Origin of the sequence: Actinocorallia longicatena (genome assembly GCF_039534125.1) — a bacterium.
In the GTDB taxonomy this organism is placed as follows: Bacteria; Actinomycetota; Actinomycetes; order Streptosporangiales; family Streptosporangiaceae; genus Actinocorallia; species Actinocorallia longicatena.
Genome location: NZ_BAAAUV010000016.1, coordinates 62,538 through 88,476, shown reverse-complemented (window position 1 = coordinate 88,476; position 25,939 = coordinate 62,538). Strand labels below are relative to the sequence as shown.

General features: G+C 72.2%; 22 protein-coding genes. 12 read left to right on the top strand and 10 right to left on the bottom strand.

Annotated features, from left to right (window positions below; genetic code table 11):
• Nucleotides 1-100 precede the first annotated feature (100 nt).
• Nucleotides 101-640, bottom strand: coding sequence for a DivIVA domain-containing protein (locus tag ABD785_RS27610; protein WP_344833905.1), 540 nt, complete (start codon nucleotides 638-640; stop codon nucleotides 101-103).
• Between the two features lie 160 nt (nucleotides 641-800).
• Here ABD785_RS27610 and ABD785_RS27605 point away from each other — a divergent pair, with 160 nt between their 5' ends.
• Nucleotides 801-1,373 carry a lamin tail domain-containing protein gene (locus tag ABD785_RS27605; protein ID WP_344833901.1) on the top strand — a complete coding sequence of 191 codons (573 nt, stop codon included), beginning with the start codon at nucleotides 801-803 and terminating at the stop codon, nucleotides 1,371-1,373.
• Between the two features lie 12 nt (nucleotides 1,374-1,385).
• Here ABD785_RS27605 and ABD785_RS27600 read toward each other — a convergent pair whose 3' ends face one another.
• On the bottom strand, nucleotides 1,386-1,976 hold the full coding sequence (locus tag ABD785_RS27600) for a TetR/AcrR family transcriptional regulator (protein WP_344833898.1): 591 nt from the start codon (nucleotides 1,974-1,976) through the stop codon (nucleotides 1,386-1,388).
• An 81-nt stretch (nucleotides 1,977-2,057) separates the two neighbouring features.
• On the opposite strand from ABD785_RS27600, the gene ABD785_RS27595 reads away from it, so the two are divergent.
• From ABD785_RS27595 to ABD785_RS27585, 3 genes are read left to right on the top strand one after another with little or no spacing between them, the layout of a single operon-like run.
• Nucleotides 2,058-2,882 carry an SDR family oxidoreductase gene (locus ABD785_RS27595; protein WP_344833895.1) on the top strand — a complete coding sequence of 275 codons (825 nt, stop codon included), beginning with the start codon at nucleotides 2,058-2,060 and terminating at the stop codon, nucleotides 2,880-2,882.
• Complete coding sequence (locus ABD785_RS27590; protein WP_344833893.1) at nucleotides 2,879-4,408, top strand: flavin-containing monooxygenase; 1,530 nt, start codon at nucleotides 2,879-2,881, stop codon at nucleotides 4,406-4,408. Before ABD785_RS27595 ends, ABD785_RS27590 begins: the two co-directional genes overlap by 4 nt.
• Nucleotides 4,409-4,427: 19 nt before the next feature.
• Nucleotides 4,428-6,035: an acyl-CoA dehydrogenase family protein gene (locus tag ABD785_RS27585; RefSeq protein WP_344833890.1), complete on the top strand. Its 1,608-nt coding sequence runs from the start codon at nucleotides 4,428-4,430 to the stop codon at nucleotides 6,033-6,035.
• Nucleotides 6,036-6,050: 15 nt separating this feature from the next.
• On the opposite strand, the gene ABD785_RS27580 is transcribed toward ABD785_RS27585, so the two are convergent.
• Nucleotides 6,051-7,484: an MFS transporter gene (locus ABD785_RS27580; protein ID WP_344833887.1), complete on the bottom strand. Its 1,434-nt coding sequence runs from the start codon at nucleotides 7,482-7,484 to the stop codon at nucleotides 6,051-6,053.
• A complete protein-coding gene (locus ABD785_RS27575) occupies nucleotides 7,477-8,997 on the bottom strand; it encodes a class I adenylate-forming enzyme family protein (RefSeq protein ID WP_344833884.1) in 1,521 nt (506 codons plus the stop codon). The genes ABD785_RS27580 and ABD785_RS27575 overlap by 8 nt, the downstream gene beginning before the upstream one ends.
• Nucleotides 8,998-9,166: 169 nt before the next feature.
• Here ABD785_RS27575 and ABD785_RS27570 point away from each other — a divergent pair, with 169 nt between their 5' ends.
• From ABD785_RS27570 to ABD785_RS27560, 3 genes are all read left to right on the top strand, one after another.
• Nucleotides 9,167-10,462 carry an amidohydrolase family protein gene (locus ABD785_RS27570; protein WP_344833882.1) on the top strand — a complete coding sequence of 432 codons (1,296 nt, stop codon included), beginning with the start codon at nucleotides 9,167-9,169 and terminating at the stop codon, nucleotides 10,460-10,462.
• A 163-nt stretch (nucleotides 10,463-10,625) separates the two neighbouring features.
• Entirely contained in the window at nucleotides 10,626-11,756 is a 1,131-nt protein-coding gene (locus tag ABD785_RS27565; RefSeq protein WP_344833880.1) for a CaiB/BaiF CoA transferase family protein, read from the top strand.
• Complete coding sequence (locus ABD785_RS27560; RefSeq protein WP_344833877.1) at nucleotides 11,753-12,568, top strand: PaaI family thioesterase; 816 nt, start codon at nucleotides 11,753-11,755, stop codon at nucleotides 12,566-12,568. Before ABD785_RS27565 ends, ABD785_RS27560 begins: the two co-directional genes overlap by 4 nt.
• On the opposite strand, the gene ABD785_RS27555 is transcribed toward ABD785_RS27560, so the two are convergent.
• Nucleotides 12,552-14,909, bottom strand: coding sequence for a CoA transferase (locus ABD785_RS27555; protein WP_344833874.1), 2,358 nt, complete (start codon nucleotides 14,907-14,909; stop codon nucleotides 12,552-12,554). The two genes, ABD785_RS27560 and ABD785_RS27555, sit on opposite strands and share 17 nt — an antisense overlap.
• On the bottom strand, nucleotides 14,909-16,456 hold the full coding sequence (locus ABD785_RS27550) for an AMP-binding protein (RefSeq protein WP_344833872.1): 1,548 nt from the start codon (nucleotides 16,454-16,456) through the stop codon (nucleotides 14,909-14,911). Before ABD785_RS27550 ends, ABD785_RS27555 begins: the two co-directional genes overlap by 1 nt.
• A 134-nt stretch (nucleotides 16,457-16,590) precedes the next feature.
• Here ABD785_RS27550 and ABD785_RS27545 point away from each other — a divergent pair, with 134 nt between their 5' ends.
• From ABD785_RS27545 to ABD785_RS27530, 4 genes are all read left to right on the top strand, one after another.
• Nucleotides 16,591-17,514, top strand: coding sequence for an enoyl-CoA hydratase (locus tag ABD785_RS27545; protein ID WP_344833871.1), 924 nt, complete (start codon nucleotides 16,591-16,593; stop codon nucleotides 17,512-17,514).
• A gap of 4 nt (nucleotides 17,515-17,518) precedes the next feature.
• The gene (locus tag ABD785_RS27540; protein ID WP_344833869.1) at nucleotides 17,519-18,457 is read left to right on the top strand and encodes a sucrase ferredoxin; all 939 of its coding nucleotides are present in this window, start codon (nucleotides 17,519-17,521) and stop codon (nucleotides 18,455-18,457) included.
• A gap of 25 nt (nucleotides 18,458-18,482) precedes the next feature.
• Nucleotides 18,483-19,949: an aldehyde dehydrogenase family protein gene (locus tag ABD785_RS27535; RefSeq protein ID WP_344833867.1), complete on the top strand. Its 1,467-nt coding sequence runs from the start codon at nucleotides 18,483-18,485 to the stop codon at nucleotides 19,947-19,949.
• Nucleotides 19,950-20,013: 64 nt separating this feature from the next.
• Entirely contained in the window at nucleotides 20,014-21,201 is a 1,188-nt protein-coding gene (locus ABD785_RS27530) for a cytochrome P450 (protein WP_344833866.1), read from the top strand.
• Between the two features lie 147 nt (nucleotides 21,202-21,348).
• On the opposite strand, the gene ABD785_RS27525 is transcribed toward ABD785_RS27530, so the two are convergent.
• Together ABD785_RS27525 and ABD785_RS27520 are read right to left on the bottom strand one after the other, a co-directional pair.
• Entirely contained in the window at nucleotides 21,349-22,563 is a 1,215-nt protein-coding gene (locus ABD785_RS27525; RefSeq protein ID WP_344833864.1) for a thiolase family protein, read from the bottom strand.
• 29 nt (nucleotides 22,564-22,592) lie between these two features.
• Nucleotides 22,593-23,018: a Zn-ribbon domain-containing OB-fold protein gene (locus tag ABD785_RS27520; RefSeq protein ID WP_344833861.1), complete on the bottom strand. Its 426-nt coding sequence runs from the start codon at nucleotides 23,016-23,018 to the stop codon at nucleotides 22,593-22,595.
• A gap of 183 nt (nucleotides 23,019-23,201) precedes the next feature.
• Between ABD785_RS27520 and ABD785_RS27515 the strand changes: the two genes are divergently transcribed.
• Nucleotides 23,202-23,498 carry a hypothetical protein gene (locus tag ABD785_RS27515; protein WP_344833858.1) on the top strand — a complete coding sequence of 99 codons (297 nt, stop codon included), beginning with the start codon at nucleotides 23,202-23,204 and terminating at the stop codon, nucleotides 23,496-23,498.
• Nucleotides 23,499-23,549: 51 nt separating this feature from the next.
• Here ABD785_RS27515 and ABD785_RS27510 read toward each other — a convergent pair whose 3' ends face one another.
• On the bottom strand, nucleotides 23,550-24,623 hold the full coding sequence (locus ABD785_RS27510) for an NAD(P)H-dependent amine dehydrogenase family protein (protein WP_344833856.1): 1,074 nt from the start codon (nucleotides 24,621-24,623) through the stop codon (nucleotides 23,550-23,552).
• Between the two features lie 34 nt (nucleotides 24,624-24,657).
• Nucleotides 24,658-25,923, bottom strand: coding sequence for an acyl-CoA dehydrogenase family protein (locus ABD785_RS27505; protein ID WP_344833855.1), 1,266 nt, complete (start codon nucleotides 25,921-25,923; stop codon nucleotides 24,658-24,660).
• Nucleotides 25,924-25,939 lie beyond the last annotated feature (16 nt).

The window sequence follows — 25,939 nt, the reverse complement described above, 5'->3', positions numbered from 1 at the left end:
GCAGGCCCGGGCAGGTCGATCCCGGGCAGGTCGATCCCGGGATGGTCGGACCGGGCGGTCGGACCGGGCGGTCAGGACTTCGCGGTCAGGATCGGGGTGGTCAGGACTGGGGCGGCCAGACGGCCTTGCCGCGGGTGTCGAGGGGGCTGCCGGGTGCGGGCACCAGTGGCCTGGACGGTGTCAGCTCGTCCAGCAGGCTCTGGAGCTGGGCGAGCTGGTCGTGCAACCCCGCCGAGGCGGAGCCGCCGGTGCCGCGCAGGAACGCGTGGATGCGCTCCAGCCGCTGCTGGTCCTGGGCGGCACGTTCCAGCGCGGCGGCCCTTCCAGCGAGTTCGCGGTCCATCTGGTCGGCGCGGGTCCTGGCGTCGGCGACGATCTGCTCGGCCTGCCGCTCGGCCCGTTCCACCAGCTTGTCGGCCGTCTCCTGGGCCAGCGACATCAGCTGCACCGCGTCGCCCGCCGGACTGGGCGGCTCCACCCTGGCCAGCCGTGCGACGTCCGACAGGAGGCCGTCGATGGTCTCCTCCACCTCGTGGAGGAACGCGTCGACCTCGGCCATGTCGTAGCCCTCACGCAGCCGGACCGTGGCGAACACCTTGGCGCGCACCCGTTCCGGCGTGAGCCTTTCCCTGCTGTCCATCCGTCCTCCGTCCCCGAGCCCTGCGATAACTCTTCGTGCCCAGGTGACTACAGAGTCAAACGGAAGTAACAAAAGGGTTCCGTCCGCGCACGTCACGTCAGCCCCGGCTCCGCTCCCGGCCTAGAGTTGCCCCCCGTTCGGGAGCGATTTAGGAGCAGATATGCGTCTTGTCCTCGCGGGTGCGGCCGCCGCCGCCCTCGCCCTCGCGGCGGTCCCCGGGGCGGCTCAGGCCGCCGCGCCCACCGTGAAGATCGTCAAGGTTCTGTACGACCCCTCGGGAAAGGACACCCGGGAGAACGCCCAGCTCGTCCGCGAGTACGTGGTCATCAAGAACACCGGGCGCAAGGCCGTCAAGCTCAAGGGCTGGACCCTGAAGGACGTGGAGAACCACGTCTACCGGTTCAAGAACATCAAGCTGAAGGCGAAGGCGAGCCTGACCGTCCACACCGGCAAGGGCCGCGACGGCGCCAAGCACGTCTACATGAACCGCGGCTGGTACATCTGGAACAACATCGCCGACACCGCGACCCTCCGCAACGCCGCGGGCCGCAAGGTCTCCACGCGGTCCTGGAACCGCAAGCCCACGCCGCCGCCTCCCCCCGCGGGCAACGACCCCCGCTTCTCGACCTGCACCGAGGCCAAAGCCTCCGGTTACGGGCCCTACTACCAGGGCAGCGACCCCGAGTACTACTGGTACCAGGACCGCGACAAGGACGGCGTCGTCTGCGAGTAGCCCGGACGGGCGTCAGGCGCGCAGGAGGAGGCGGACGAGGTCGCCCAGCGGGCGGGGTGACAGGTCCGGATCGACGGCGCGCCTGATGCCCAGGCCGATCCCCAGGTCGAGGACGGCCTCCGCGAGCTCGGCCGCGGGAAGCGGCAGCTCGCGGGGGCGGGCCTTCAGCTCCTCCCCGATGAGGAACTCCAGGGCCGCGGCCGCCTCCCTGCCCCCCTGCGCGACGCGGGCGCGGACCTCGGGGGCCTTCCGGACGGCGTGGATGGCGAACTCGGCCTCCAGCAGGGTCCAGCCGGGGTCGCCGAGGGTGGCGTCGGCCCAGGCGTCGAAGGCCTCCAGCCGCTGGTCGATGGTGCCCTCGGAGGTGAAGGCCGTGTGGATCGCGTGGATCTGCTCGTTCCTGACCTGGGTGATGACCTCCTCGCACAGGTGGTCCTTGGTCGGGAAGTTGGAGTAGACGGCCCCCTTGGAGAAGCCCGCGGCGTCCGCGACCTTCTCCAGGCTGGTGGCGTGGTAGCCGTCGCGGAGGAAGAGCTCGCGGGCCGTGGTGAGCAGAAGCTCCCTGGTGCGGGCCCGGCTCTCGGCACGGGTCTGTCTCGGCATGGATACCGATGGTATCCAGATACCCATTGACAGTCCAGTTGGCGTCCAAATACCTTCGGTATCCGAACAGCCGGAGGACGCATGAGACCACCCCCTGTACTGCGACCGGGCGCCGTCGTCGCCGTGACCGGCGGCGCCCGCGGGATCGGCCGGACGGCCGCCGCACGGTTCGCCGCGCTCGGCCTGACCGTCCACATCGGCGACCGGGACGGCGCCGCGGAGACAGCCGCGCGGATCGGGGCGCACGGGCACGAGCTCGACGTCACCGACCGGGACTCCTTCGCCGCCTTCCTGGACGCCGCGGGCCCCGTCGACGTCCTGGTCAACAACGCCGGGATCATGCCGCTCGGTCCCTTCCTGGCCGAGAGCGACGCGGTCAGCCGGGCGACGTTCGACGTGAACACGTGGGGGCCGCTGCTGGGGATGCGGCTGGTGCTGCCGGGGATGCTGGAGCGCGGCCGGGGCCATGTCGTGAACGTCGCGAGCATGGCCGGGAAGGTCCCGTTCCAGGGGATGGCCGTCTACAACGCCAGCAAGTACGCGGCCGTGGGGCTCTCGGGGGCCGTCCGCGAGGAACTGGCGGGGACGGGCGTGACGGTCAGCGCCGTCCTGCCCACGGCGGTGCGGACCGGGCTGACCGACGGCGTCCCGCTCGGCGGGCCGCTGCCGACGATCGGTCCGGAGGCGGTGGCGCGGGCGATCCTGCGGTCGTGCCGGACGCGACGTGCGGAGTACCCGGTGCCGGGCTGGATGGCGCTGGTCCAGCCCGCGCTGGCGCTGGTGCCCGAGCGGCTCGTGCTGCTGGGCAAGCGGGCCGGCGGAGGCGACCGGGCGATGGCCGTCCACGCCAGGGGCGACCACGACCGGCGGGTGGCGGAGCAGGCGGAGATGAGGAGCGGATCATGAACGACCGGGTGATGGACTCCGAGGTGACGGACTATGAGGTGATCGCGGTCGGGGCCGGGTTCTCCGGGCTGTGCGTCGGGATCAAGCTGCTGGAGGCGGGGATCGAGGACTTCGCGATCCTCGACGCGGCCGACGGCGTCGGCGGGGTGTGGCGGCACAACACCTATCCGGGGGTCGCGGTCGACATCCCGTCGGCGACCTACAGCTACTCCTTCGCGCCGAATCCGTCCTGGTCGCGGGCGTTCGCGCCGGGGGCGGAACTGCGGGAGTACGCCGAGCGCGTCACCGACACCTACCGGCTGCGCGGCAAGCTGCGGCTCGGGGTCTTCGTGGAGAAGGCGGTCTTCGACGAGAACGCCGACCTGTGGCGGGTCCACACCGATGCGGGGGTGCTGACCTGCCGGTTCCTGGTCGGCGCCGTCGGGCCGCTGGACCAGCCGCGCGTCCCGGACATCGAGGGGGTCGGCACGTTCCTGGGCAAGGTCGTCCACACCGCCCGCTGGGACCACGACCACGATCTGACCGGCGAGCGGGTCGCGGTGATCGGCACGGGGGCGTCGGGGCTCCAGCTCATCCCGAAGATCGCTCCGCTGGCCCGGACGCTCGAGGTCTACCAGCGGACGGCCATCTGGGTCTTCCCCAAGCTCGACTTCCCGATCCCGGCACCGGTGCGGGCCCTGTTCCGGGTGGCGCCGTTCGTGCAGAAGGGCGTCCGGGCCGTGACGACCGCGGGCACCGAGGCGATCTTCGTGCTCGGGGTGATCCACCACCGGCGGCTGCCGTTCCTGTCGAAGATGATCGAGCGGGTCTGCCGGGGCCATCTGCGCCGCCAGGTGAGGGACCGGGCCACGCGCGAGCGGCTCACCCCCTCCTACAGCTTCGGGTGTAAGCGGCCGAGCTTCTCCAACAGCTACCTCAGCACGTTCAACCGGCCGAACGTCGAGCTCGTGACCGACCCCATCCAGAAGATCACGCCGCACGGGATCGTCACGGCCGACGGCACCGAGCGCGAGATCGACACCCTCGTGCTGGCCACCGGGTTCCGGATCCTCGAACTCGGCGCGACGCCCGCCTTCCCGGTGTTCGGCCTGGACGGGGTCGAGCTGGGCGAGTACTGGGACGGCAACCGGTACCAGAACTACGAGGGCGTCGCGATGCCGCAGACGCCGAACTTCTGGCTGATGAACGGGCCGTACTCGGTGACGGGAGCCTCCTGGTTCACCATGATCGAGGCCGGGACCAGGCACATCGTCCGGTGCGTGGCCGAGGCGCGGCGCCGCGGGGCCACCCGGATGACCGTCCGGCGCGGGCCGCACGACGCCTACACGGCCCGGATGCGCGAGGCCATCGGATCCACGATCTTCTCCCAGCCGGGCTGCGCGACCTCGAACAGCTACTACTTCGACCGGCACGGGGACGTCCCGTTCATCCGGGCGCAGTCGGGCGCCCGGCTGTGGTGGGACTCGGGCCACTTCGACCTCGACGACTACGCGTACGCCTCCTCGGCCGCGAAAAAATCCGAATAACGTTCGGTATATTGCGGGGATGACGCACGAGGTCTTCAACCAGGTTCCGCCGCTGGCCGGCCACGACGTCTCCGACGACGCGGCCCTCATCGACGGCCTGCACCGGGAGGGCGCGGGCTGGGCCGAGGAGGAGGTGCGCGTCCTCGGCCGCCTGGCGGGGACCGAGGAGGCCCAGGAGCACGGGCGGCTCGCCAACGAGCATCCTCCCGTGCTCCGGTCGCACGACCGGTACGGCAACCGGATCGACGTCGTCGAGTTCCACCCGTCCTGGCACTACCTGATGGAGACGGCCGTCGGCCACGGCCTCCACGGGCGTCCCTGGCGCGACCCGAAGCCGGGAGCGCACGTCGCCCGCGCCGCGAAGTTCTACTCCTGGCGGGTCGACGCCGGCCACGGCTGCCCGATCTCGATGAGCTACGCGGCCGTCCCCGCGCTCCGGCTCCAGCCCGACCTCGCCGCGGTCTACGAGCCGCTGCTGACGTCGGAGACCTACGACTTCGGGCTGCGGGCCCCGCTCGGCAAGGCGGGCGTGCTCGCGGGCATGTCGATGACCGAGAAGCAGGGCGGTTCCGACGTCAGGGCCAACACCACGACGGCCACCGAGCGACCCGACGGCAGCTACCGCCTGGTCGGCCACAAGTGGTTCACCTCGGCGCCGATGTGCGACCTGTTCCTGACCCTCGCCCAGGCCCCCGGCGGGCTGACCTGCTTCCTGGTCCCCCGTGTCCTGCCGGACGGCTCCCTCAACCCGCTCCGCCTGATGCGCCTCAAGGACAAGCTGGGCAACAAGTCCAACGCCTCCTCCGAGGTCGAGTACGACCAGGCCGTCGCCTGGCGCGTCGGCGACGAGGGCCGCGGCGTCCGCACCATCATCGAGATGGTCAACCTGACCCGCCTGGACTGCGTGATCGGCGCCGCCGCCGGAATGCGCCAGGGCCTCATCCTCGCCGCCCACCACGCCGCCCACCGGCAGACCTTCGGCAGGACCCTGTCCACCCACCCCCTGATGCAGAACGTCCTCGCCGACCTCGCCATCGAGTCCGAGGCCGCCACCACCGTCATGACCCGCCTCGCCGGCGCCACCGACCGCGGCGAGACCGCCTTCAAGCGCCTGGCCCTGGCCATCACCAAGTACTGGGTCTGCAAGCGCTGGCCCGCCCACACCGCCGAGGCCCTCGAATGCCTCGGCGGCAACGGCTACGTGGAGGACTCGGGCCTCCCCCGCCTCTTCCGCGAATCCCCCCTCAACTCCATCTGGGAGGGCTCCGGCAACGTCGCCGCTCTCGATCTCCTGCGGGCGATGGCGAAGGAACCGGAGACGCTGGAGGCGTTCTTCGCCGAGGTGGAGCTCGCCAGTGGCGCGGACGGCAACCTCGACGCCGCCATCCGTCAGGCCAAGGACTCCCTTCTCGACCTCGGCACCATCGAACTCCGGGCCCGCCGGATCGCCGAACGCTTCGCCCTCATCCTCCAGGCGTCCCTCCTGGTCAGGCACGGTCACCCGGCCGTGGCCGACGCCTTCTGCGCCTCCCGTCTCGGCGGCGACTGGGGCATCGCCTTCGGCACACTGCCGCCGGGCCTGAACCTCGCGACGATCATCGATCGGGCCACCCCGAAGATCGGCTGAGGGGGCGCGCGTCCATCAGCGCCGTCGGGTAGGAGTCCACGGTGCGGCGGGGAGCGCGGCGGAGGGAGGCCTTGATCGCTGGTGGGGGGTGAGGCGGGACAGGAGGAGGCCCGCGGTGGTGAGGGCGGTGGCGCAGAGCCAGAAGGAGCAGGTGAGGGCGGGGTCGGCCGGGGAGGGGTGGGCGGGGGTTCGGCCTGAGGCGAGGAGGGTGGCCACGATCTGGGAGCCGAGGGCGGCGCCGACGGAGCGCAGGAGCGCGTTGACGCCGTTGCTCTCGCCGGTCCTGTCCGGTGGGACGGCCTCGGCGATGATGTTGGGGACCGCGGCCATGCCCAGCCCGATGCCGGCGAGGACGGCGGTCGCCAGCAGGGTCACCGTCCAGCGGGAGCCGTGTTCGGTGGCGAGGAGTGCCAGGGCGGCCGCGGCGGTGAGCGAGCCGGTGGTCAGGGGGGTCCTGGGGCCGAGCCGGTGCCAGATCCGCCCGGACGCCGCTCCGGCGGCGAGCATGGCGACCGTGCCGGGGATGAGCAGGAGCCCGGCGCCGGTGGCGTCGAGACCGAACCCGGGGCCGGGGGACGCGGGGGCCTGCGCCAGCTCCAGGACGAGGACGAACGCGCCGAACATCCCGAAGCCGAACAGCAGCACCGTGACGTTCGTGATCCAGACGACCGGACGTGCCAGCACCCGCATGTCCACGAGCGGATCATCGGTCCGCAGCTCGTGGCGGACGAAGAGGGCGAGGACCGCCCCGCCGGCGAGGAAGAGCCCGAGGGTCCGCGGATCGCCCCAGCCCCAGGCCGGGGTGCGGGTGAGGGCGAAGAGCGGGACGGTCAGCCCGACCGTCACCAGCAGGACGCCGACGACGTCGATCCTTCCGGGCGAGCGCGGCCCTCCGCCCGGCAGCAGCACCGTGCCCAGAAGCGCGCAGCCCGAGATGATCGCCCCACTCCAGAAGATCCACTGCCAGGACGCGTGGTCGAGCAGGAGCCCGCCCAGGATGAGCCCGCCCCCGGCGCCGATGCCGGTGAGTGCGGACACCACGCCCAGCGCCACGGGGCGGCGGCGCGCCGGGAAGCCGTCGGCGATGATCCCGAAGCAGAGCGGGTAGATCCCGCCCCCGACGCCCTGCAGCACCCGGCAGGCCACCAGCGCCCAGACGTTCGTGACCAGGGCCGCGGCGACTCCGGCGGCGGTGAAGACCGCGAGCACGATGATCAGCATCCGCCGCTTGCCCGTCATGTCGCCGAGCCGGCCGATGACGGGCGTCAGGACGGCCGCCGCCATCAGGTAGGCGCTCATCACCCACGAGACGTCGCCCGGCGAGGCCTCCAGCGTCCGGCTCAGCTCGCCGATCGCCGGGACGACGGCCGTCTGCGCCACCGAGAACGCCAGCGCGGCAGCCGCCAGCACGGGCAGGACCCTCGGCCCCGCCGCCTCCTTCTCATCCATCGCGCCTCCCGCCCTCGGAGCCGGTCGCCTCGAGCAGCAGCCGGAGCGCGTCGCGGCGGACGAGCTTGCCGGTCTCCGTGCGGGGGATCGACGTCCACAGCGCGATGCGGTCGGGCGTCTTCGAGCCGCGCAGCCGGCTGCGGACATGGGCGCGGAGCGTCTCGGAGTCCGGCGTCGCCCCGGCGCGCAGGACGACGGCGCCCTCGATGCGCTGGCCCCACTCCTCGTCCGGGACGCCCACGACGATCGCGTCCTCCACGTCGGGATGGCCGAGCAGGACGTCCTCGATCTCCGCGGGGGCAATGTTCTCCGCGCCCCGGATGATGGTGTCGTCGGCGCGTCCGCCGATGAACAGGTAGCCGTCCTCGTCGAGCCGGCCCTGGTCGCGGGTGTCGAACCAGCCGCCGGCGTCGGTCGCGCTGCCGCTGCCGGTGTACTCGGCGGCGACCTGCCCGCCGCGCACCCAGATCCGTCCGGTCTCCCCGGGCGGGAGGTCCTTGCCGTCCTCGCCGCGGACGGCCAGCTCCACTCCGGGCACCGCCCGTCCCGCCGACGACAGCCGGGCGCGGATCGCCGGATCCTCGCTCGCCAGCGCCGCCCGGTGGTCGGCCGGGCCGAGCACGGCGATGGTCGAGCTCGTCTCCGTCAGCCCGTAGGCGTTGACGAAGCCGACGTGCGGCCAGCGGCGCAGGGCGGCCTCGATCACGGAGGCGGGCATCGGCGCGCCCCCGTAGGCGAGGCTGCGCAGGGAGGGCAGGTCCCCGCCGGGGCCCGAGGCCGCCCCGACGATGCGGGCGAGCATCGTCGGGACGACCAGGGCGTGCGTGACGCCCTCGATCCGGACGTGGTCGAGCCAGTCGGACGGGGTGAACTGCTCGAGCACGATCGTGCGGCGCCCGGAGTAGAGGTTGGTGATCGCGTTGGCGACGGCCGCGATGTGGTACGGCGGCACGCTGATGAGCGCGGCCTCGTCCTCTCCGGCGCTCGCGAACTCGACGGTGCCGAAGACGTAGGCGAGCAGGTTCCGGTGCCGCACGAGGACGCCCTTGGGCGCCGAGGTCGTGCCGCTGGTGTAGATGATCGCCGCGACCGCTTCGGGGTCGGCGTGCTCGTCGATGTCCTCGTCCGCCTCCGCGGGCGTCTCCAGCCACTCCTCGAAGGTCAGCGCCGTGATCCCCGCCTCGCGCAGGAGGGCGGCCTCCACCGGTCCGCCCAGGCCGAGGGCTTGGGGATGGCGGGCGAGCAGTGACCGGAGCTGTTCGCCGCCCAGCCGGTAGTTGACCGGCACGAGCGGCACCCCGGCCTGCGCGGCGGCGAAGAGCGCGACGGGGAAGGCCGGTCCGTTCACCCCCAGGTACAGCAGCGCGTCCGCCCCCGCCGCACGAATGCGGCGGGCCCCGGCGCGGCTCACCGCCCGCAGGCGCGCCGCGGTCAGCCCGGTCGACCGCCGCCCGACCAGCACCCGGTCCGCGAACCCGTCCGCCGCCATGTCCACGACCACACTTATCTTCAAGCTCGCTCTCCTCAGGTGAGAAAACACAGGTCAGCGCCCACAGGACGCGGCCGCGACCGGCATCGGGCTGTTGGCATCCGCAAGTGATGGAGTTAGACTCCGTACAACTTAGTTTAGACTGAGTCTAAATCACGCTGGTGCGACGCGCCATGTCCCACAGGAGGACCTGTTGGCCGAAACGTCCAAGCTCGGAACGCGCGGCATCTACGGCGCCGACCTCGAGCAGACCCTGCCGTACGGAATCTTCGACGGCGATCACCACCTGTACGCGCCCGACGACGCCGTCACCCGGCACCTGTCCCCCGAGATGATCGAGCGCGCGTGGCTGCCGGGAGAGCCCCAGATGCTCACCGAGGAGGAGCACGACGAAGAGGAGGACCACGAGCGCCGCACGCTCGGCGTCCACAGCCAGCCCGACGGCGGCCACGGCGGCGTCGACATCAGCGAGCTCCCCACCATGGAGGGGAGCATCCCGATCCCGGGCGCGATGCTCAACAAGCTCAACCCGATGAAGGACCTCGACCGCCTCAGCCGCGAGCAGCTCGTCGAGAAGTACAACGCGATGCGGCCCGCGTTCGAGAAGAAGGACCCGCGGCTGACGCTCATGGACTCCCAGAACGTCGAGGTCGCCGTCCTGCACGCCGTCGGCACCGGCTGGGAGAGCGCCTTCCGCCGCGGCGACATCGAGGCCGGCTACGCCGTCAACCGCGCCCACAACGACTGGCTCTTCGAGGACTGGGGCTTCACCCACGAGAACCGCATCCTCGTGCCGGTCCCCATCCCCCTGCTCGACGTCGACCTCGCCGTCGCCGAACTCGAGCGCTCGCTCGAGCGGGGCGCCACGTTCGTCGACCTGCCCCCCGGCCCCGCCTACCTCGGCCGCTCCCCGTTCGACCCGTACTTCGACCCGTTCTGGGCGCGCGTCAACGAGTCCAACATGCGGGTGGCCGTCCACCTCGGAGGCTCCTACGCCCGCATGGGCGGCGAGTGGAGCGAGGACCCCGAGGCCCGCTACTCCGACTTCGACGGCTTCCAGTGGGTCTCCTACTGGGGAGACCGGCCGATCATGGACACCGTGACGGCGATGGTCTACCACAACCTGTTCGGGCGGTTCCCGAACATCAAGGTACTCATCGCCGAGTTCGGCACCGTCTGGGTGCCCTACCTGCTGCGCAAGCTCGACCACGCGATGCTCCTGGGCCGCAAGCCCCGCTGGGGGACGCTCCCCGGACGGCCGTCGAGCGTCTTCAAGGAGCGCTGCGTCATCGCGCCGTTCCCGGAGGAGAACGTCGCCAAGGCCATCGAGTTCCTCGGCACGGACTGCCTCATCTTCGGCTCCGACTTCCCCCACTCCGAGGGCATCCCGGACCCGATGCAGTACGTCACCCAGCTCAAGGACCTCGACGACGCCACCATCCGCAAGATCATGCGGGACAATCTCGAGCGCTTCATCACCGTCGACTAGGGCCTGTCTCGACGTCGGCGCCCGCAGGGCGGCTGACGTCGAGACAGGCCTTAGCAGGTCGCCGTCCGAACGACGCGGTGTCCGGGCCGTCCTCGGTGAGGGGCCCGGGCGCCGCGAACGGGCCGCCCGCCGGGGCGGGCCCGGACCGAGGAGAACGCGAGACATGACCGACTCCACCCTGCCGCTGTCCGACGTCACGGTGCTGGACCTCACGCGGTTGCCGCCCGGGGGCTTCTGCACCGTCCTGCTGGCCGACCTGGGGGCGAACGTGATCCGCGTCGAGCCTCCGGGGAAGCGGCGGTTCGACGGGCCGATCGGCCTCAACCGGGGCAAGCACTCGGTGGCCGTCGACCTGCGGCATCCCCGAGGGCTCGACGTACTGCGCAGGCTCGTCGCCCATGCCGACGTCCTCATCGAGAACGAGCGTCCCGGCGCCATGGACGAGCGGGGCTTCGGCTACGAACAGGCCGCCGAAGCGTCCCCCGGGCTGATCTGGTGCTCGATCACCGGGTACGGGCAGGACGGCCCCTACGCCCGGAGGCCGGGGCACGACCTGGCCTTCGCCGCCCACTCCGGCCTGCTGGCGACCGTCCATCCCGATCTGCCCTGGCACCCCCAGCTGATCCTGCCGATCCCGGTCGGCGCGCTGATGGCGAGCGTGGGCATCCTCGCCGCGCTCCGCGAACGGGAGCGGACGGGGACGGGCTGCCAGCTCGACATCAGCCTGTCGGAGTCGGCGACCTGGCTGCTGTCGTCGGCCGACGGCGTCCTCAGCGGGCCGCGGGGCATCCCCGGCGGACCCGACCGGCGCCTGTACGCCTGCGCCGACGGCACCTGGGTGGCGGTGACGTCGGCCGAACCCCGCACCTGGAACGCCCTGTGCGAAGGGCTGGGGCTGCCGGACCTGAAGGACACCCTGCACCGGTGGGACGATCCCGACGCCGTGGGCGCACGGCTGGCGGAGCGGTTCCCCGAGCGCCGGGCGGAGGACTGGGCCGCCGATCTCGGCGCCCTGGGGGCGAGCGTCGTCCGGGTCAACCGCGGCGCCGACCTCGCCGACGATCCGCAGGTCAAGGCCAGGGGCCTGCTCCAGAAGGTCAAGGACGTCCTGGTGCCCCGCTCCCCCATCGGGATCCGCGACCGCACCGGGAAGCGGCGCGCTCCCGCCGAGACCTTCGCGCCTCCTCCGGTCGGCGCGCACACCCGGGCCGTCCTGGAGCGGACCGGGCTCGACGCGGCCGCGATCGACGACCTGGCCCGCAGCGGGGCCATCGGCACGGCGGATCCGCGATGACGCGGCCGGCGGATCCCGGCGCGGTGAGCCCGGCCGGGATCCTCCGCGAGCTCGGCCTCGCGGTGCGCCTGAACGGCGACGGCGACGGTGTTCAGGGCTCGGCGCGGATCACCCGGCACATGCACGTGCCGGGGACCGGGCGGCCGCGCCTGTCGATCCTTGCGTGGTGGGCCGACTACCTCGCCGGACGGCTCGCGATGGAGGTCATCGCGCCCCGGGTGCCCGTCACCCTGGACCTGGACGTCCATCTGTTCCGGCCCGCCCCCGGCACCGGCACGATCACCGGGACCGGCCGGACCCTGAAAGCAGGCAGATCGGTGTTCGTCGCCGCCGTGACCTTCGCCGACGAGCACGGCGACCCCTTCGCCGCGGCCACGGGATCGTTCATGGCCGTGCCCGACCCGTCGGCCCTGCTGCCCGCGGCCCCGCCGCCCGACGGACCCGGCGGAGCCGGGCTCGGGATGCCCTTCGCCGAACGGGCGGGCTGCGAGCTCCGTGCGCCGGGCGTCGCTGAACTGCGCCGCTCCGAGGACGGCCTCAACGCCTCCGGCACCCTGGCGGGCGGTCTCACCGCCCTCGCCGCCGAGGAGGCGATCCTCTCCCTCGCCCCGCCCGGCACCACACTGTGCTCGCTCGCGCTCCGCTACCTGGCCGCCGTGCGGACCGGGCCCTGCGTCGCGACCGCCCGTTCGCGTGACGGCCTGGCCCACGCCGACCTGCGCGACGCCGGAGGCGGTGACCGGCTGTGCGTCACCGCCGTCGCCCGGACCTTCCCTCCGGCCGGGCCCGGCGTCCTCAGGTCAGGCGGGTGAGCTTCGGCAGCCGGCCGGGGAGGGACACCACGTCCGCCTCGGCCAGCTCCGCGGTCTCGGCCGCGGACAGGCCGAGCTCGGCGAGGATCTCCACGGCCTGCGAGCCGATCGGCCCGGGATCAGCGCCGGCGCGCGGTGGGGTCTCCGACAGCCAGCGGGCGCCGATCCCCGGACGGGCGACGGCCCGGCCGCCGGGCCCCGGCTCGAAGTACACCAGCCCCCGTCCGTCGAGATAGCCGACGGCCTCGTCGATCGTGGCCACCGGATGCGCCGCGATGCCCGCGCCTGCGAGCAGGTCCGTCCAGTGCCGGGCCGTCCCGGTGGCGAACCTCCCGGCGAGCAGCAGCGCCGTCGGCCCGGCGGGATCGGGCGGGCCCTGCTCCCCGCCGCCGTCCGGGAGGGACAGCGCGGACAGCAGGGCGGCGGACTGGTCCGGCCGGGCCGCCAGGAAGAACCATCCGTCCTCGGCCCGGTAGAGGCGGTCGAGGGCGGACGTCCCGTGCTCGGACCTGACCGTGTCGGGCCCGGTGGCCTGCTGCGCCTCGATCGCGAGATGGACGCCCTGGTGCAGGGTCGACGCCTGCGCGAGGGACGCGCCGACCCGCACGCCGTCACCGTCGTCGCCGCGGGAGTACAGGGCGACGGCCACCGCGAAGGCTCCCAGCACTCCCGTCCCCGCGTCGTTGATCGGGGTCGGCTGGTAGAGCGTCCAGCCGAACCGGGCGCCGTACCGCCAGCTCATGCCGGTGGCCGCGTTGCACTGGTTCTCATAGCCCCGGCGGCCGGCCCAGGGCCCGGCCGATCCGTAGGCGCTGATGGAGCAGTGGACCAGCCGCCGGTTCACGGCCTGGAGCCGCCGGTGGCCGATGCCGTACCGCTCCTGCGATTTCGGCGTGAAGTTGGTGACGAGGACGTCGGCGGAGCGGACGAGGTCGGTGGTCAGCCGCTCCCCCGCCTCGCTGCGGCCGTCGAGGAGGATCGTGCGCTTGCCCCGGTGCAGGTGCCCGACGATCCCGTCGGTGACGGCGGGCACCGTGCTACCGACCTTGACGACCTCGGCGCCGAAGTCGGCCAGGAGGCGGGCCGTGGTCGGCCCGGCGACGGCCTGGCTGATGTCGATCGCCCTGACGCCCTCCAGCGGCGGCCCCGACGCTCCGCCCGGCTCCGGAGCGGAGCGCGGCGACAGCCAGCCGCCCGGCCCCGGCGCCAGGACGCCGCCGTCGCGGCCCGGCAGGTCGCGCGGGCGCGGCGGCGGGATCGCACCGGCCAGGTCGAAGCCGCGGCCCGGCAGCAAGATCCGGCCCGCGGCGGGATCCTGGAGCGCGATCGCGGCGCCCGACTCGGTCGCCTGCGGGCAGGCCATCCACTCCGCGGGCGTCCGCACCCGGGAGACCGGGACCTCGGCCTCGGTCGCGACCCGGTCCCACCAGGCGGCGGAGCGGCCGCGGACCAGCTCGGCGAAGGACGTCATGATCTCGTCCCTGCGCTCGGGCGCGAAGCTCCGCTCCGCGATGTCGATCAGCCCGGCGGCCTGCCAGTCCTCCGCCACGCCCGCGGCCGCCAGCAGCGGCACGACGAACTTCGCGTACGGCGACAGGTCGATCATCCCGCCGTCGGCGCACCGGTAGGTGAGGTCGCGCAGCATGTGGGCGTCGCCCATCAGGCCGTTCTCATAGACCCGCATCCCCAGCATGGTGCTGTAGGCCTCGCAGAACGCCTCGGCCAGCGGGACCCGGACGGTCTGGCCCCGGCCCGAGCGCCGCCGGGCGATGAGCGCCATGACGACCGAGACCGCGCCCATCAGCGCGCCGAAGTTCGACGCCGTCGTGATCGGGGTGAACAGCGGAGCCTCGCGGTCGGCGACCGTCGCGCGGGCGCGGCCGGTGGGATCCCAGTGCTGGCTCAGCGGCCGGTAACCCGCGACGGCGGCGTGCAGGATCCCCTCCCAGGCCGCGAGCGGGGCGTTGGCGTCGTCGGGGGCGAACCCGGGAAGCGAGCAGTAGACGAGGCGTTCGTCGGCGGCGCGCAGGACTCCGGCGCCGAGGCCGAGCCGGTCCATGACGCCGGGCCGGAAGTTCTCGATCACCACGTCGGCCCGGCCCGCGAGGTCGAGCGCCGTGGCCCTGCCCGCGGCCGTCTTCAGGTCGAGGGTGATCCGCCGCTTGCTGCGGTTGAGGTAGGCGTCGGCCGGTCCCGGGGCCCGCGCCGCCTCCGGCGAGTCCACGTGGACGACGTCGGCTCCGGCCTCGGCGAGCAGGAGCGCGGCGAGCGGACCGGCGATCCGGTGCCCGAAGTCCAGGACCCGGACACCGGTCAGCCCGGGCGAGGAGGATTCCGGCATCAGCCGACCTCCCGATCGCGGCCCTGCCAGTAGGGCGCGCGCAGCTTGAACTTCTGCAGCTTGCCGGTGGCCGTCCGCTCCAGCTCGGACCGGATCTCGACCGAGGTCGGGCACTTGTAGTGGGTCATCGACGCCCGGCAGAACTCGATCAGCTCAGCGGGCCCGGCCGAGGAGCCCGGCCGCAGCACGACCAGGGCCTTCACCGTCTCGCCCCACTTGTCGTCGGGCACGCCGATGACGGCGGCCTCGGCGACGTCGGGATGCCGGTAGAGACAGTCCTCGACCTCGATCGAGGAGACGTTCTCGCCGCCGGTGATGATCACGTCCTTCTTCCTGTCGATGATCGAGAGGAGCGGTCCGTCGAAGCGGCCGCCGTCGCCGGTCCTGAACCAGCCGTCCGCCAGGGCCTCGGCCGTCTCGCGCGGCTGCTGCCAGTAGCCGTCGAACACGTGGTTCGACCGGGCCAGCACCTCGCCGCCGGCGTCCGTCCTCAGGCGGACCCCGACGGCGGGCGCTCCCGCCTGGGACAGCAGCCGGGCGCGCTCCCCGGCCGCGAGGCCGTCCCAGTCGCTTCTGGCCCGGTTGACCGTGAGCAGCGGCGAGGCCTCGGTGAGGCCGTAGATCTGGATGAACTCCCAGCCGAGCTGCTCCTCGACGCGGGCGATGACCGCGCTGGGCGGCGGCGCCCCGGCGACGACGATGCGGACCCGGCCGCGCCCGGGGACCGGACGGCCCGTCTCGGTGCGGGCGGTGGCGGCGTCGAGGATGGCGGCGACGACCGCGGGGGCACCGCACAGGAGCGTCACTCCCTCGGTCTCGACCCGGCGCAGGATGTCCTCGCCGTCGATCTTCCGGATGACGATGTGGGTGCCGCCCATCGCGGTGAGCGCGTAGGGCGTCCCCCAGCCGTTGACGTGGAACATCGGGAGCGTGTGCAGCAGGACGTCCCGGTCGGTGATGGTCGTGTGCCAGCCGAAGGAGACGGCGTTGAGCCAGCAGCCGCGGTGGGTGAGCCTGACCCCCTTGGGACGCGCGGTCGTCCCCGAGGTGTAGTTGACCGTGCAGACGGCGTCCTCGTCGGGCGTCCACGCTCGGGGTTCGGCGCCCGGTGGTGCCTCGGCGAACAGCGCGGCGTCGTCCACGCCGTTCATGACGATCCGCTCCTTCGCCGTCACCTCCGACAGCGCCGCGTCCAGTTCGGGATCGACCAGCAGGACGGTCGCGCCGGAGTGCTCGACGATGTAGGACACCTCCTCGGCCCGGAGCCGGTAGTTGACCGGGACCAGGACGCGGCCGTAGGCGCTGACGCCGTAGAAGGCGATCAGGAACCGGCTCGCGTTCGGGGAGACGATCGCGACCCGGGCGCCCGCCGGGACCCCCATCGCGTCCAGAGCCAGCGCCATGCCGCGCGCCCTGGCGGCCACCTCCCGGTAGGTCAGGCGGCCGAGAGAACCCGGCACACCGGGCTCGTCGACCACCGCCGGATTCTCTGCGTAGACCGTCTCGGCACGCTCCAGGAAGTCGCCCACCGTCAGCGGAACCCTCATCTGCCCGTCCCTTCAGCCGTTGGGCTTGAAGCTAGCGAAATTTCGACTTAGTGTAAATATCGTACGACGGATGCCTGGCAGCGTCCCCTCCCCGGTGCGCGCCAGAGCGTCGTGGCTCACGATGGAAGGCTCCGATGACAGATCCCGAGTACAGGTACCTGACCTACGAATCGCTCGACGAAGGGGCGATCGCACGAGTGATGCTCAACCGTCCCCGCGAGCGGAACGCCCAGAACCGGGGGCTCCTCGTCGAGCTGGGCCAGGCCCTCCTGCGCGCCGAGGAGGACGACGCGATCCGCGTCGTGATCCTCGGCGGCCACGGCCCGATGTTCTCCTCGGGCCACGACATGGGGTCGCCGCAGGGACGCGAGGACATGGCGCCCGGCCCCGGACGGCACCCCTCGGCCGGGGTCAACGGCGGGACGCGCGGCGGCGCCGAGCGGCTGATGCTCCAGGAGTGGCACCACTTCTTCGAGAGCACCCGCCGCTGGCGCAACCTGCGCAAGATCACCATCGCGGCGGTCCACGGCCAGGTGTACTCCGCCGGCCTGATGCTCATGTGGGCCTGCGATCTCATCGTCGCCGCCGAGGGCACCACCTTCGCCGACGTCGTCGGCACCCGGCTCGGCATGTGCGGCATGGAGTACTTCGCCCACCCCTGGGAGTTCGGGCCGCGCCGGACCAAGGAGCTCCTGCTGACGGGCGACTCCCTGGGCGTCGACGAGGCGCACGCGATCGGCATGGTCTCCAAGGTCTTCCCGCCCGACCGGCTGCAGGACTCCGCCCTCGATCTCGCCCGGCGGATCGCGTCGGTGCCGACCATGGCCGCCCTGCTCATCAAGGAGTCGGTCAACCAGACCGTCGACCAGATGGGCTTCTACAACGCGCTGAACGCCTGCTTCAGCCTCCATGAGCTCAACCACGCCCACTGGGCCTGGACGCACGAGGACCGCATGCCGATGGGCGTCCCCGGCGACGAGGGCATCGCCGACTGGCGGACGGCCTCGGTGCGGCCCGCCGTCAAGCACCTCGCGGCGGCCCCCGACCCGGTGGCCTGAGCAGATGGGGACCTCCGCCGGAACCCTCGACAGCCCGGACGCCGACGCGAAGATCAGGTGCAGTGACCGCTCGCGCGCCGCCGCCCTTTCCCCGATCGGAACGGCCGGCACCCAGGACGGGTTCGTGCTGGTCGAGATGCCGCTCCCCTGGCCGCGCGATGTCGGGCGCACCCCCGAGGGCGTCGCGCTGGCCCCGCTCCTCGCGCCCCGCCGCCACCGGCTGCAGGCCGTCGTGCCCGCCGACCCCGCCGCTCCCCCGCAGGAGCGCGGCGTCATCCTCCACTCCCGGCCGCCGGGGCCGGGCTTCAACGGCTACCGCAGGCTCCGCGGCCGCGTGGGCGCGTCGCTGACCGCGACCGTCGCCGCGCTGCTCGAGGCTGCCGCCGACCCCGCGCCGTCGGAGTTCGACGCGCCGGGCGTCGACGTCCTCGTCTGCACCCACGGCACCCGCGACTCGTGCTGCGGCCGGCGCGGCGCCGCGCTCGCCGTCCGCGCGGCGGACGTCCCCGGCGCCGAGGTGCGGCGCACCAGCCACCTGGGCGGCCACCGGTTCGCGCCCACCTTCCTCGTGCTGCCCCAGGGCACCGCCTGGGGCTACGCCGATCCCGAGCTCGTCACGAAGGTCGTGCGGCGCGAGGTCCCCTTCGGCGAGGTCGCCGAGCACTACCGCGGCTGCACGGGGCTGGACGGCCCCCAGGTGCAGGCGCTCGAACTCGAAGTCCTCCGCAAGGTCGGCTGGAGCCTGCTCGACGTCCCCCGCACGGGGACCTTCGACGGGACCTGGGCCGACCTGTCGTGGCGGGAGGACGGGCAGACCGTCATCTGGGCGGCCGACGTGCGCGCCGGCCGGGCCGTTCCCATGCCCAGGTGCATGGAGCCGGCCACCCCGGACGGCGGCAGCGAAACCGAATGGGACGTCACAGCGGTCTACCGCTGCCAGTGACGCCCGGAAGATCAGGAGAAGGCACATGAGTTTCGCGTCCCTCAAGGTCGACAAGCTCCTCATCGGCGGTCGGCTCGTCGACGCCGAGGACAGGGCGACCTACGACAACATCAACCCGGCGACCGAGACCTCCCTGGGGGTCGCCGCCGACGCCTCCCCCCGGGACGTCGAGGCGGCCGTCGACGCCGCCAGGACCGCGTTCGACATGACCTCCTGGAGCACCGATCCGGCGTTCAGGTCCCGCTGCCTGCGCCAGCTCCAGACGGCGCTGGCCGACCACGCCGAGGAGTTCAAGGCGCTGTCGACGGCCGAGGTCGGGCTCCCCGCGCAGATCACCGGCTCCACGGTCGACATGCCCGTCGCGGGCATCGGCTGGGTGGCGGACCTGCTGGACCGCTACCCCTTCTCCGAGGACTACGGCGAGGGCGACATCGAGGGCTTCGCCTCCCACCGCTGGGTCGAGCGCGAGCCGTACGGCGTCGTCGGGGCGATCACCCCCTGGAACCAGCCGTTCCAGGTGAACCTGGCCAAGGTCGCCCCGGCGCTCGCCGCCGGCAACACGGTCGTGCTGAAGGCGGCCCCGACCACCCCGTGGAGCGCGGCGGCGATCGGCAGGCTCGTGGCCGAGCGCACCGACATCCCGCCGGGGGTGTTCAACGTCATCACCAGCGCGGCCAACGACCGCGGCGAGGAGCTGGTCACCGACCCCAGGGTCGACCTCATCAGCTTCACCGGCTCCACCGCGGTCGGCCGCCGCATCATGAGCCTGGGCTCGGCGACCGTCAAGAAGTGCTTCCTGGAGCTCGGCGGGAAGTCGGCGAACATCGTCCTCGAGGACGCCGACTTCGCCCGCGCCATCGGCATGTCGACCTTCATGGTCTGCCTGCACGGCGGGCAGGGCTGCGCGACGCTCAGCAGGCTGCTGCTGCCGCGCTCCCGGTTCGAGGAGGGGGTGGAGCTCGCCGCCCAGCAGCTCTCCCACATGCGCTACGGCGACCCCACCGTGATGGGCAACATCATGGGCCCGCTGAACAGCGCCCGGCACCGCGACCGCGTCGAGGCCATGGTGGAACGGGCGATCGCGGCGGGCGGCAAGCCGGTCCTCGGCGGGCGGCGCCCGGCGCACCTGGAGACGGGCTACTACTTCGAGCCGACCCTCTTCGCCGACATGCCCGAGGACAGCGAGATCGCCCGCGACGAGGTCTTCGGCCCCGTCCTGGTCGCCCTGCCGTTCGATGACGACGACGACGCCGTCCGCATCGCCAACGACAGCGTCTTCGGCCTGTCCGGCGCGGTCTTCTCCGGCGACCACGAGCGGTCCAAGGCCCTGGCCCGCCGGGTCCGCGCCGGGACGATGATCGTCGACGGGGGCATCTACTACGGCCACGACGTGCCCTTCGGCGGCTACAAGCAGAGCGGCATCGGCCGCGAGACCGGAAAGCTCGGCTTCGAGGAGTACCTCCAGGTCAAGGCGTTGTGCGAGCCGATCTGACCGTCCGCTCCGCCCTCCGGCGCGAGCGACCCCACCCCCCGTCCGTTCGGCGAAAGGAATCCGTGTGAGCACGGCGACCGAGATCTACTACGACCCCTACGACTTCGAGATCGACTCCGATCCGTATCCGGTGTGGAAGCGGATGCGCGACGAGGCCCCGCTCTACTACAACGAGCGGTACGACTTCTACGCCCTGTCCCGCTTCTCCGACGTCGAGGCGGCCTCGACGAGCTGGCAGACCTACAGCTCCGCCAAGGGCATCCTGCTGGAGATGCTCAAGAGCGGGCAGAAGGTCCCGCCGGGCCTGTTCATCGCGGAGGACCCGCCCGAGCACGACGCCCACCGGCTGATCCTCAGCCGCGCGGTGACGCCGCGCCGGGTCCTGGCGCTGGAGCCGAGGATCCGCGAGCTGTGCGCGGAGTACCTCGACCGGCATGTGGGAGGCGGCGGATTCGATCTCATCGCCGACTTCGGCGCGCACCTGCCGATGCGCGTCATCGGCGCGCTCGTCGGCATCCCCGAGGAGTCGCAGATCGACCTGCGCGACAACATCGAGGAATCGGCGCGGCTCAAGGCGGCCGAGATGCCCGGCGAATCGAAGATCAACACCATCGGGACGCCGTACGCGCCGTTCCTGGCCTACCGCCGCGAGCACCCGGCCGACGACTTCCTCAGCACCCTCATCGCCGCCCGCTTCACCGACCACGACGGGGTCGAGCGCGGGCTGACCGACGAGGAGATCCTCAACTACGTCGGCATGCTCTACGCCGCGGGCAACGAGACGACGGCCCGGCTCATCGGCTGGATGGGCAAGCTGCTGGCCGACCATCCCGACCAGAGGGCCGCGGTCGTCGCCGACCCGTCGCTGGTGCCGTCCGCGGTCGAGGAGACCCTGCGCTACGAGGTGCCCTCGCCCATCCAGGTCAGGTCGATGGCCGCCCCGGTCGAGCTGTACGGGCGGACGGTCCCCCAGGACGCCGCCCTGGTGCTGCTCACCGGCTCGGCCAACCGGGACGAGCGGGCCTTCGACGCCCCCGACACCTTCGACGTCCGGCGGAAGATCGACCGTCACATGACCTTCGGCTACGGCGTCCACTACTGCTTCGGCGCCGCCCTGGCCCGTCTGGAGGGCCGGATCGCGCTGGAGGAGCTGCTCAAGCGGTTCCCGTCCTGGGACGTCGACCTGTCCGGCGCGGAACTGATCCACACCAGCACGCTGCGCGGCTACCACAAGCTGCCGATCGTGCTCTGACCCCGCACCGGAACCGGCCGGGGGCGCGCAGAGCGCCCCCGGCCGGTTTCCCCTGCGTTCAGGCGTTCGCAGGACCTTCCGCCGGGACGGCCGCAGGATGACGGCGGGCACGGGAACCGTCCGCGGCTCCCCGACGGGCCGGGAGGGTCAGCCGGTGGAGCAGGACAGGTAGGGGCGTTCGAGGATGTGGACGCCGCAGGCGCTGCCGAGGCCGATCACGTGGGCGAGACCGACGCGTGCGCCCTCGATCTGCCGGGGGCCCGCCTCCTCGCGCAGGTGCTGGCAGATCTCCCAGATGTTGGCGATGCCGGTCGCCGCGATCGGATGGCCCTTGGACTCGAGGCCACCGCTGACGTTGACCGGGATCCGGCCGTCGCGCCAGGTCGCCCCGGAGTCGAACAGCTCGACGGCCCCGCCCGGCTCGCACAGCCGCAGATTGTCGTAGTGGACGAGCTCGGCGGTGGCGAAGCAGTCGTGGAGCTCCACGAGGTCCAGATCCTCGGGGCCGATGCCGGCCGCCTCGTAGGCCAGCGTCGCGGCCTGCCTGGTCAGGGTGTTGACGTCGGGCAGGACCTGGCAGCCGTCCTGCCAGGGGTCGCTCGTCAGCACGGACGCGCTGATCTTCACGGCGCGGCGCCGCTGCTGCAGGGAGAGCGTCTTCAGCCTGCTCTCGCCGACCACGATCACCGCGGCGGCTCCGTCGCAGTTGGCCGAGCACATCGGCCGGGTGTTCGGGTAGGCGATCATGACATCGTTCATGATCTCTTCGAGGGTGAACCGCCTGGAGTAGGCGGCCAGCGGGTTCAGCGTCGAGTGGGCGTGGTTCTTCTCCGAGATCCTCGCGAACAGCTCGAAGTCGGCGCCGCCGTACTTCGCGCCGTACTCCATGCCGATCTGGGCGAAGACGCCGGGCATGCCGTCCGTGCCGATCCGGCCGTCCAGCGGGGCGACCGCGCCGAAGCGCCCCTCCGGGGTCCAGGTGTCGCCCCGCTCGCGTCGCGGCGCCGACAGCAGGCCCGCGCCGGACAGCTTCTCGACGCCGACGGCCATGCCGTAGTCGGCCTCCCCCGCCTTCACCGCCATGATCGCCACCCGGAGCGCGGTCGCCCCGGTGGCGCAGGCGTTGGCGACGTTGTACACCGGGACGCCCGTCTGCCCGATCTGCTTCTGCAGGAGCTGGCCGAAGGACGAGCTGCCTCCGGTCAGGCTTCCCGCGGCGAGCACCCCGACGTCCTTGATGCCGATGCCGGCGTCGGCGAGGGCGTCCAGCGCCGCCCTCGACGCCAGGTCGACGACGTCCAGGTCCGGGTGCTTCCCGAACCTGGTCATCGCGACGCCCAGGATCCAAACGTCCTCCGCCATGGCGGACCTGCCTTCCTCCGTGAGTCCGCTCAGGCGGGCTCGAACCCGAATCCAACGGCCTGCGTCCCGGCGGCGTCGGTGCCCACGGGGACGGTGGTCAGCCGGACCTTCATCCCGAGCGTCACGTGATCCGGATCGGGATCGACGTTGACGAGGTTGCCCCGCACCAGGGTGCCGCCGCAGTCGACGACGGCCGCGACGAACGGCGCGGGGACGCCCGGCGCGGCCAGCGCCACGATCGTGAAGGTCCGGACGGTGCCCTCGCGCGGCAGCTCCGCGGCGTGGAAGCCGGTCAGCCCGCACGCGGCGCACGCGTTGCGCCGGTCGAAGAACCGGGCCCCGCAGCCGTCGCACTCGCGGACGACGAGGCGCGGCTCGCCCGCGAGGTCGAGATAGTCCACCAGCGGTATGCGCGGGGCGGGACCGTCCGTCGTGCGCTGCGGTGTGCCTGCCAAGGCGCCCTCCCGGGACTCATGCTCCACCATATTTAGACTCAGTATAACTAATCGCGCACCCATTGCACAGCCCCGTCCGCCCTCCGTGAATTGCCGGGCCAATTGCCATCGAGCACTTTCGGAGTAGTTCGACCCCGGCTAAGCTGACGATGAAGTGCATCTGATGAACAAAGGACGGTCCCCATGGACATTAAGGTCGGCATGCGCCTGTTCGCACAGAACTCGACGTGCGAAGTGGTCGTCATCAGGGCGGCGGAGAACACCGGGACGATCTCCTGCGCCGGCGCGGACATGCTCGCGGAGACCCCCGGAACCACACCTCCGCCTCCCGACGGACCCTCGGTTGAGCTGGGAAAACGCTACGCACGTGAGGACGGCACGGTGGAACTGCTGTGCACCAAGGCCGGGACGGGGCCACTGGCCGCGGACGGCCAGGTCCTCCAGATGAAGACCGCGAAACCCCTGCCCGCCTCCGACTGAAAAAGCGTCCGCCGAAGCCCTGGGACAATACGTCCCAGGGCTTCGGCGCTTTTACGATCCGGATCGGCGAATCATCGAATTCCTCGACGGAAAGGGCGCCAGATCGAAAAGGGAAAGGACACCGGGCGGAGCCTCGCAGACGCGCGGAATGGCGTTCACGACGCTCATGGCACTGGCCACGGCGATGCCGTCGCCCACGAAGTCCGGCTTCGACGACAGCGTCATCTCCAGCCGGACGCACGGCTCGCCCACGACCTCCGCCCGGTAGCCGTCGCCCTTGAACTCCAGCTCGGCGAAGTCCTGCTCGCGGAGCCGCTCGATGTGCTCGACGATGATCCGGTCCCGTCCACCGGCCACCGCCTTCACCTCGTAGTGCACGCCCGAGATGGTGCCCGCGGGGATGTGGCCCGAGGCGATGTCGAACGCCTCGTCGGCGTAGATCACCCGGTGGTCCTCGACGATCTCGTCGATCTTCACGTCGAGGGCGTCGGCCAGCAGGTGCAGCGTCGTGGCGTGGTAGCCGGCGGTCACCCCCGGCTGCAGCATCGGGGTGTCGGCGACCTCGGGCCGGCCGAAGCCGAAGAACTTGGTGATGCCGGGCCCCTCCCAGTGGGCGTTGTTCATGAACTGGGACATGCGGACGGTCTCCACCTCGCGCGAGAGCGCGAGCGCCGACAGCGCGAGGCCCGCCGTGCCGTAGCCGGGGTCCATGCCGACCGTGCAGAACGAGGAGCCGCCTTCGAGGCAGGCCTCCTGGAGCCGCCGGTACACCTCCTCGCTCTCCGCGCGCGGGTACACCAGGGTCGGCCACCACAGGTTCACGACGTTCTTGCCCGCGCGCAGGATCTCCAGCAGCCCGGCGAGGGTCCGCGACGGGTCCTCGACCCAGTCGCGTCCCGGCATGTGGCAGACGCAGTCCGCGGGCAGGGCGAGGAGCGCGGCGGCGTCACGGGTGGCGGTGACGCCGAGCGGCTCCCGCCCGCACAGCTCCCCGACGTCGCGGCCGTCCTTGTCGGGTGAGTGGACCCAGGCTCCGACGAGCTCCAGGTCGGGGTGGCCGATGATGCCGGCGATCGCCTCGCGGGCGACCACTCCGGTCGTCCATTGGATGACGCGGTAGGTCATGTCTGTTCTCCAGCGGTCTCGGGGGTGGTCGATCTCAATCCTGGGTGGTCCACTCGCGGGCGCTGCGGAGGACCTCGCTGAACGGCCTGCCCTTGTCGAAACTGGGCTCGCGGGGCAGGCCGAGCACCTGTTCGCCGATCGCGTTGCGCTGCATCTCGTTCGAGCCGCCGGCGATCGACCAGACCCGGCTGTTGAGGTACTCGCGCACGATGTGCTCGCCGTCCTCGTCGCCGGGATCCCAGGCCAGGGGCACGCCCTGGCCGATCTCCATCAGGAGGCGGGCGCGCTCGGGCGCGCGCAGGCCCTCCGACAGCTTCCAGTAGGAGGCGATGCCCCCCGGCGGCCTGCCGCTGGTCCGCATCAGCCCGCCGACCCGGATCCCGATCTGCGCCCGCGCCCACTCCGCGGCGTGGATCTTCGCGATGGCCTGGCGGGCGACGGGGTCCTGGTCCCGGCCCGCGGCCTTGGCCAGGCGCAGGAGGAAGGGATCGATCCGGTGCGGTTCCACGGCCGGCATGTTGACCGGATCGTCGCGGCCCGCCCCGCGCTCGACCAGCAGCATCGTCTGCGCCACCGACCAGCCCTGGTCGACCTCGCCGATGACCTCGTCCGCGCTCACCCTGACCTCGTCGAGGAACTCCTGGCAGAATTCGGCGCCGCCGGTGATCTCGCGGATCGGATGGATCGAGACGCCCCGGGCACGCATCGGCACGGCGAACCAGGTGAGGCCGCGGTGCTTGGGGGCGTCCCAGTCGGTCCTGGCCAGGCACATGCCGTAGTCGGCGTAGTGCGCGCCGCTCGTCCAGATCTTCGAGCCGGTCAGCACCCACGCATCGCCGTCGCGTTCGGCGCGGGTCATGATCCCCGCCATGTCCGATCCCGCGCTCGGCTCGGAGAACAGCTGCACGAACAGCTCGTCCCCGGCGAGGATGCGCGGGAGGTGCCTGGCCAGGAACGCGGGCGACCCGTGCCGGACGAGCGTCTTGCCGACGGGGCCGTAGGTCGTGCCGCCGGCGTGGCCGAGGTCGGGCAGCCGGTAGTGCAGGGCCTCCTCGGCGAAGACCCTGGCGTGCTCGGCCGTCAGCCCCTGGCCGCCGTACTCGGCGGGCCAGTCGATCCCGGCGTAGCCGGCCTCGTGGAGCCGCTTTTGCAGGGCTCGTTCCGGACGATAGTCCTCGGCGCACTCCCGTCCGCCGCCGCGCAGGTCGGCGGCCTTGCCGGGGTCTTTCGCTTCGAGGTTGGCCGCCAGCCAGTCCCTGGCCTGGCGGCGGTAGCTCTCGAGATCGGGTGCTGCGCTCACGGGGTGGTCCTCGTTC

Bases quoted from the DNA above. Each gene is read 5' to 3' on its own strand.
- ABD785_RS27555 (WP_344833874.1), bottom strand. From the start codon at position 14,909: ATGCCGGAATCCTCCTCGCCCGGGCTGACCGGTGTCCGGGTCCTGGAC.
- ABD785_RS27585 (WP_344833890.1), top strand. From the start codon at position 4,428: ATGACGCACGAGGTCTTCAACCAGGTTCCGCCGCTGGCCGGCCACGAC.
- ABD785_RS27610 (WP_344833905.1), bottom strand. From the start codon at position 640: ATGGACAGCAGGGAAAGGCTCACGCCGGAACGGGTGCGCGCCAAGGTG.
- ABD785_RS27515 (WP_344833858.1), top strand. From the start codon at position 23,202: ATGGACATTAAGGTCGGCATGCGCCTGTTCGCACAGAACTCGACGTGC.
- ABD785_RS27565 (WP_344833880.1), top strand. From the start codon at position 10,626: ATGACCGACTCCACCCTGCCGCTGTCCGACGTCACGGTGCTGGACCTC.
- ABD785_RS27580 (WP_344833887.1), bottom strand. From the start codon at position 7,484: ATGGATGAGAAGGAGGCGGCGGGGCCGAGGGTCCTGCCCGTGCTGGCG.
- ABD785_RS27560 (WP_344833877.1), top strand. From the start codon at position 11,753: ATGACGCGGCCGGCGGATCCCGGCGCGGTGAGCCCGGCCGGGATCCTC.
- ABD785_RS27525 (WP_344833864.1), bottom strand. From the start codon at position 22,563: ATGGCGGAGGACGTTTGGATCCTGGGCGTCGCGATGACCAGGTTCGGG.
- ABD785_RS27540 (WP_344833869.1), top strand. From the start codon at position 17,519: ATGGGGACCTCCGCCGGAACCCTCGACAGCCCGGACGCCGACGCGAAG.
- ABD785_RS27545 (WP_344833871.1), top strand. From the start codon at position 16,591: ATGACAGATCCCGAGTACAGGTACCTGACCTACGAATCGCTCGACGAA.
- ABD785_RS27605 (WP_344833901.1), top strand. From the start codon at position 801: ATGCGTCTTGTCCTCGCGGGTGCGGCCGCCGCCGCCCTCGCCCTCGCG.
- ABD785_RS27600 (WP_344833898.1), bottom strand. From the start codon at position 1,976: ATGCCGAGACAGACCCGTGCCGAGAGCCGGGCCCGCACCAGGGAGCTT.
- ABD785_RS27595 (WP_344833895.1), top strand. From the start codon at position 2,058: ATGAGACCACCCCCTGTACTGCGACCGGGCGCCGTCGTCGCCGTGACC.
- ABD785_RS27590 (WP_344833893.1), top strand. From the start codon at position 2,879: ATGAACGACCGGGTGATGGACTCCGAGGTGACGGACTATGAGGTGATC.
- ABD785_RS27510 (WP_344833856.1), bottom strand. From the start codon at position 24,623: ATGACCTACCGCGTCATCCAATGGACGACCGGAGTGGTCGCCCGCGAG.
- ABD785_RS27535 (WP_344833867.1), top strand. From the start codon at position 18,483: ATGAGTTTCGCGTCCCTCAAGGTCGACAAGCTCCTCATCGGCGGTCGG.
- ABD785_RS27550 (WP_344833872.1), bottom strand. From the start codon at position 16,456: ATGAGGGTTCCGCTGACGGTGGGCGACTTCCTGGAGCGTGCCGAGACG.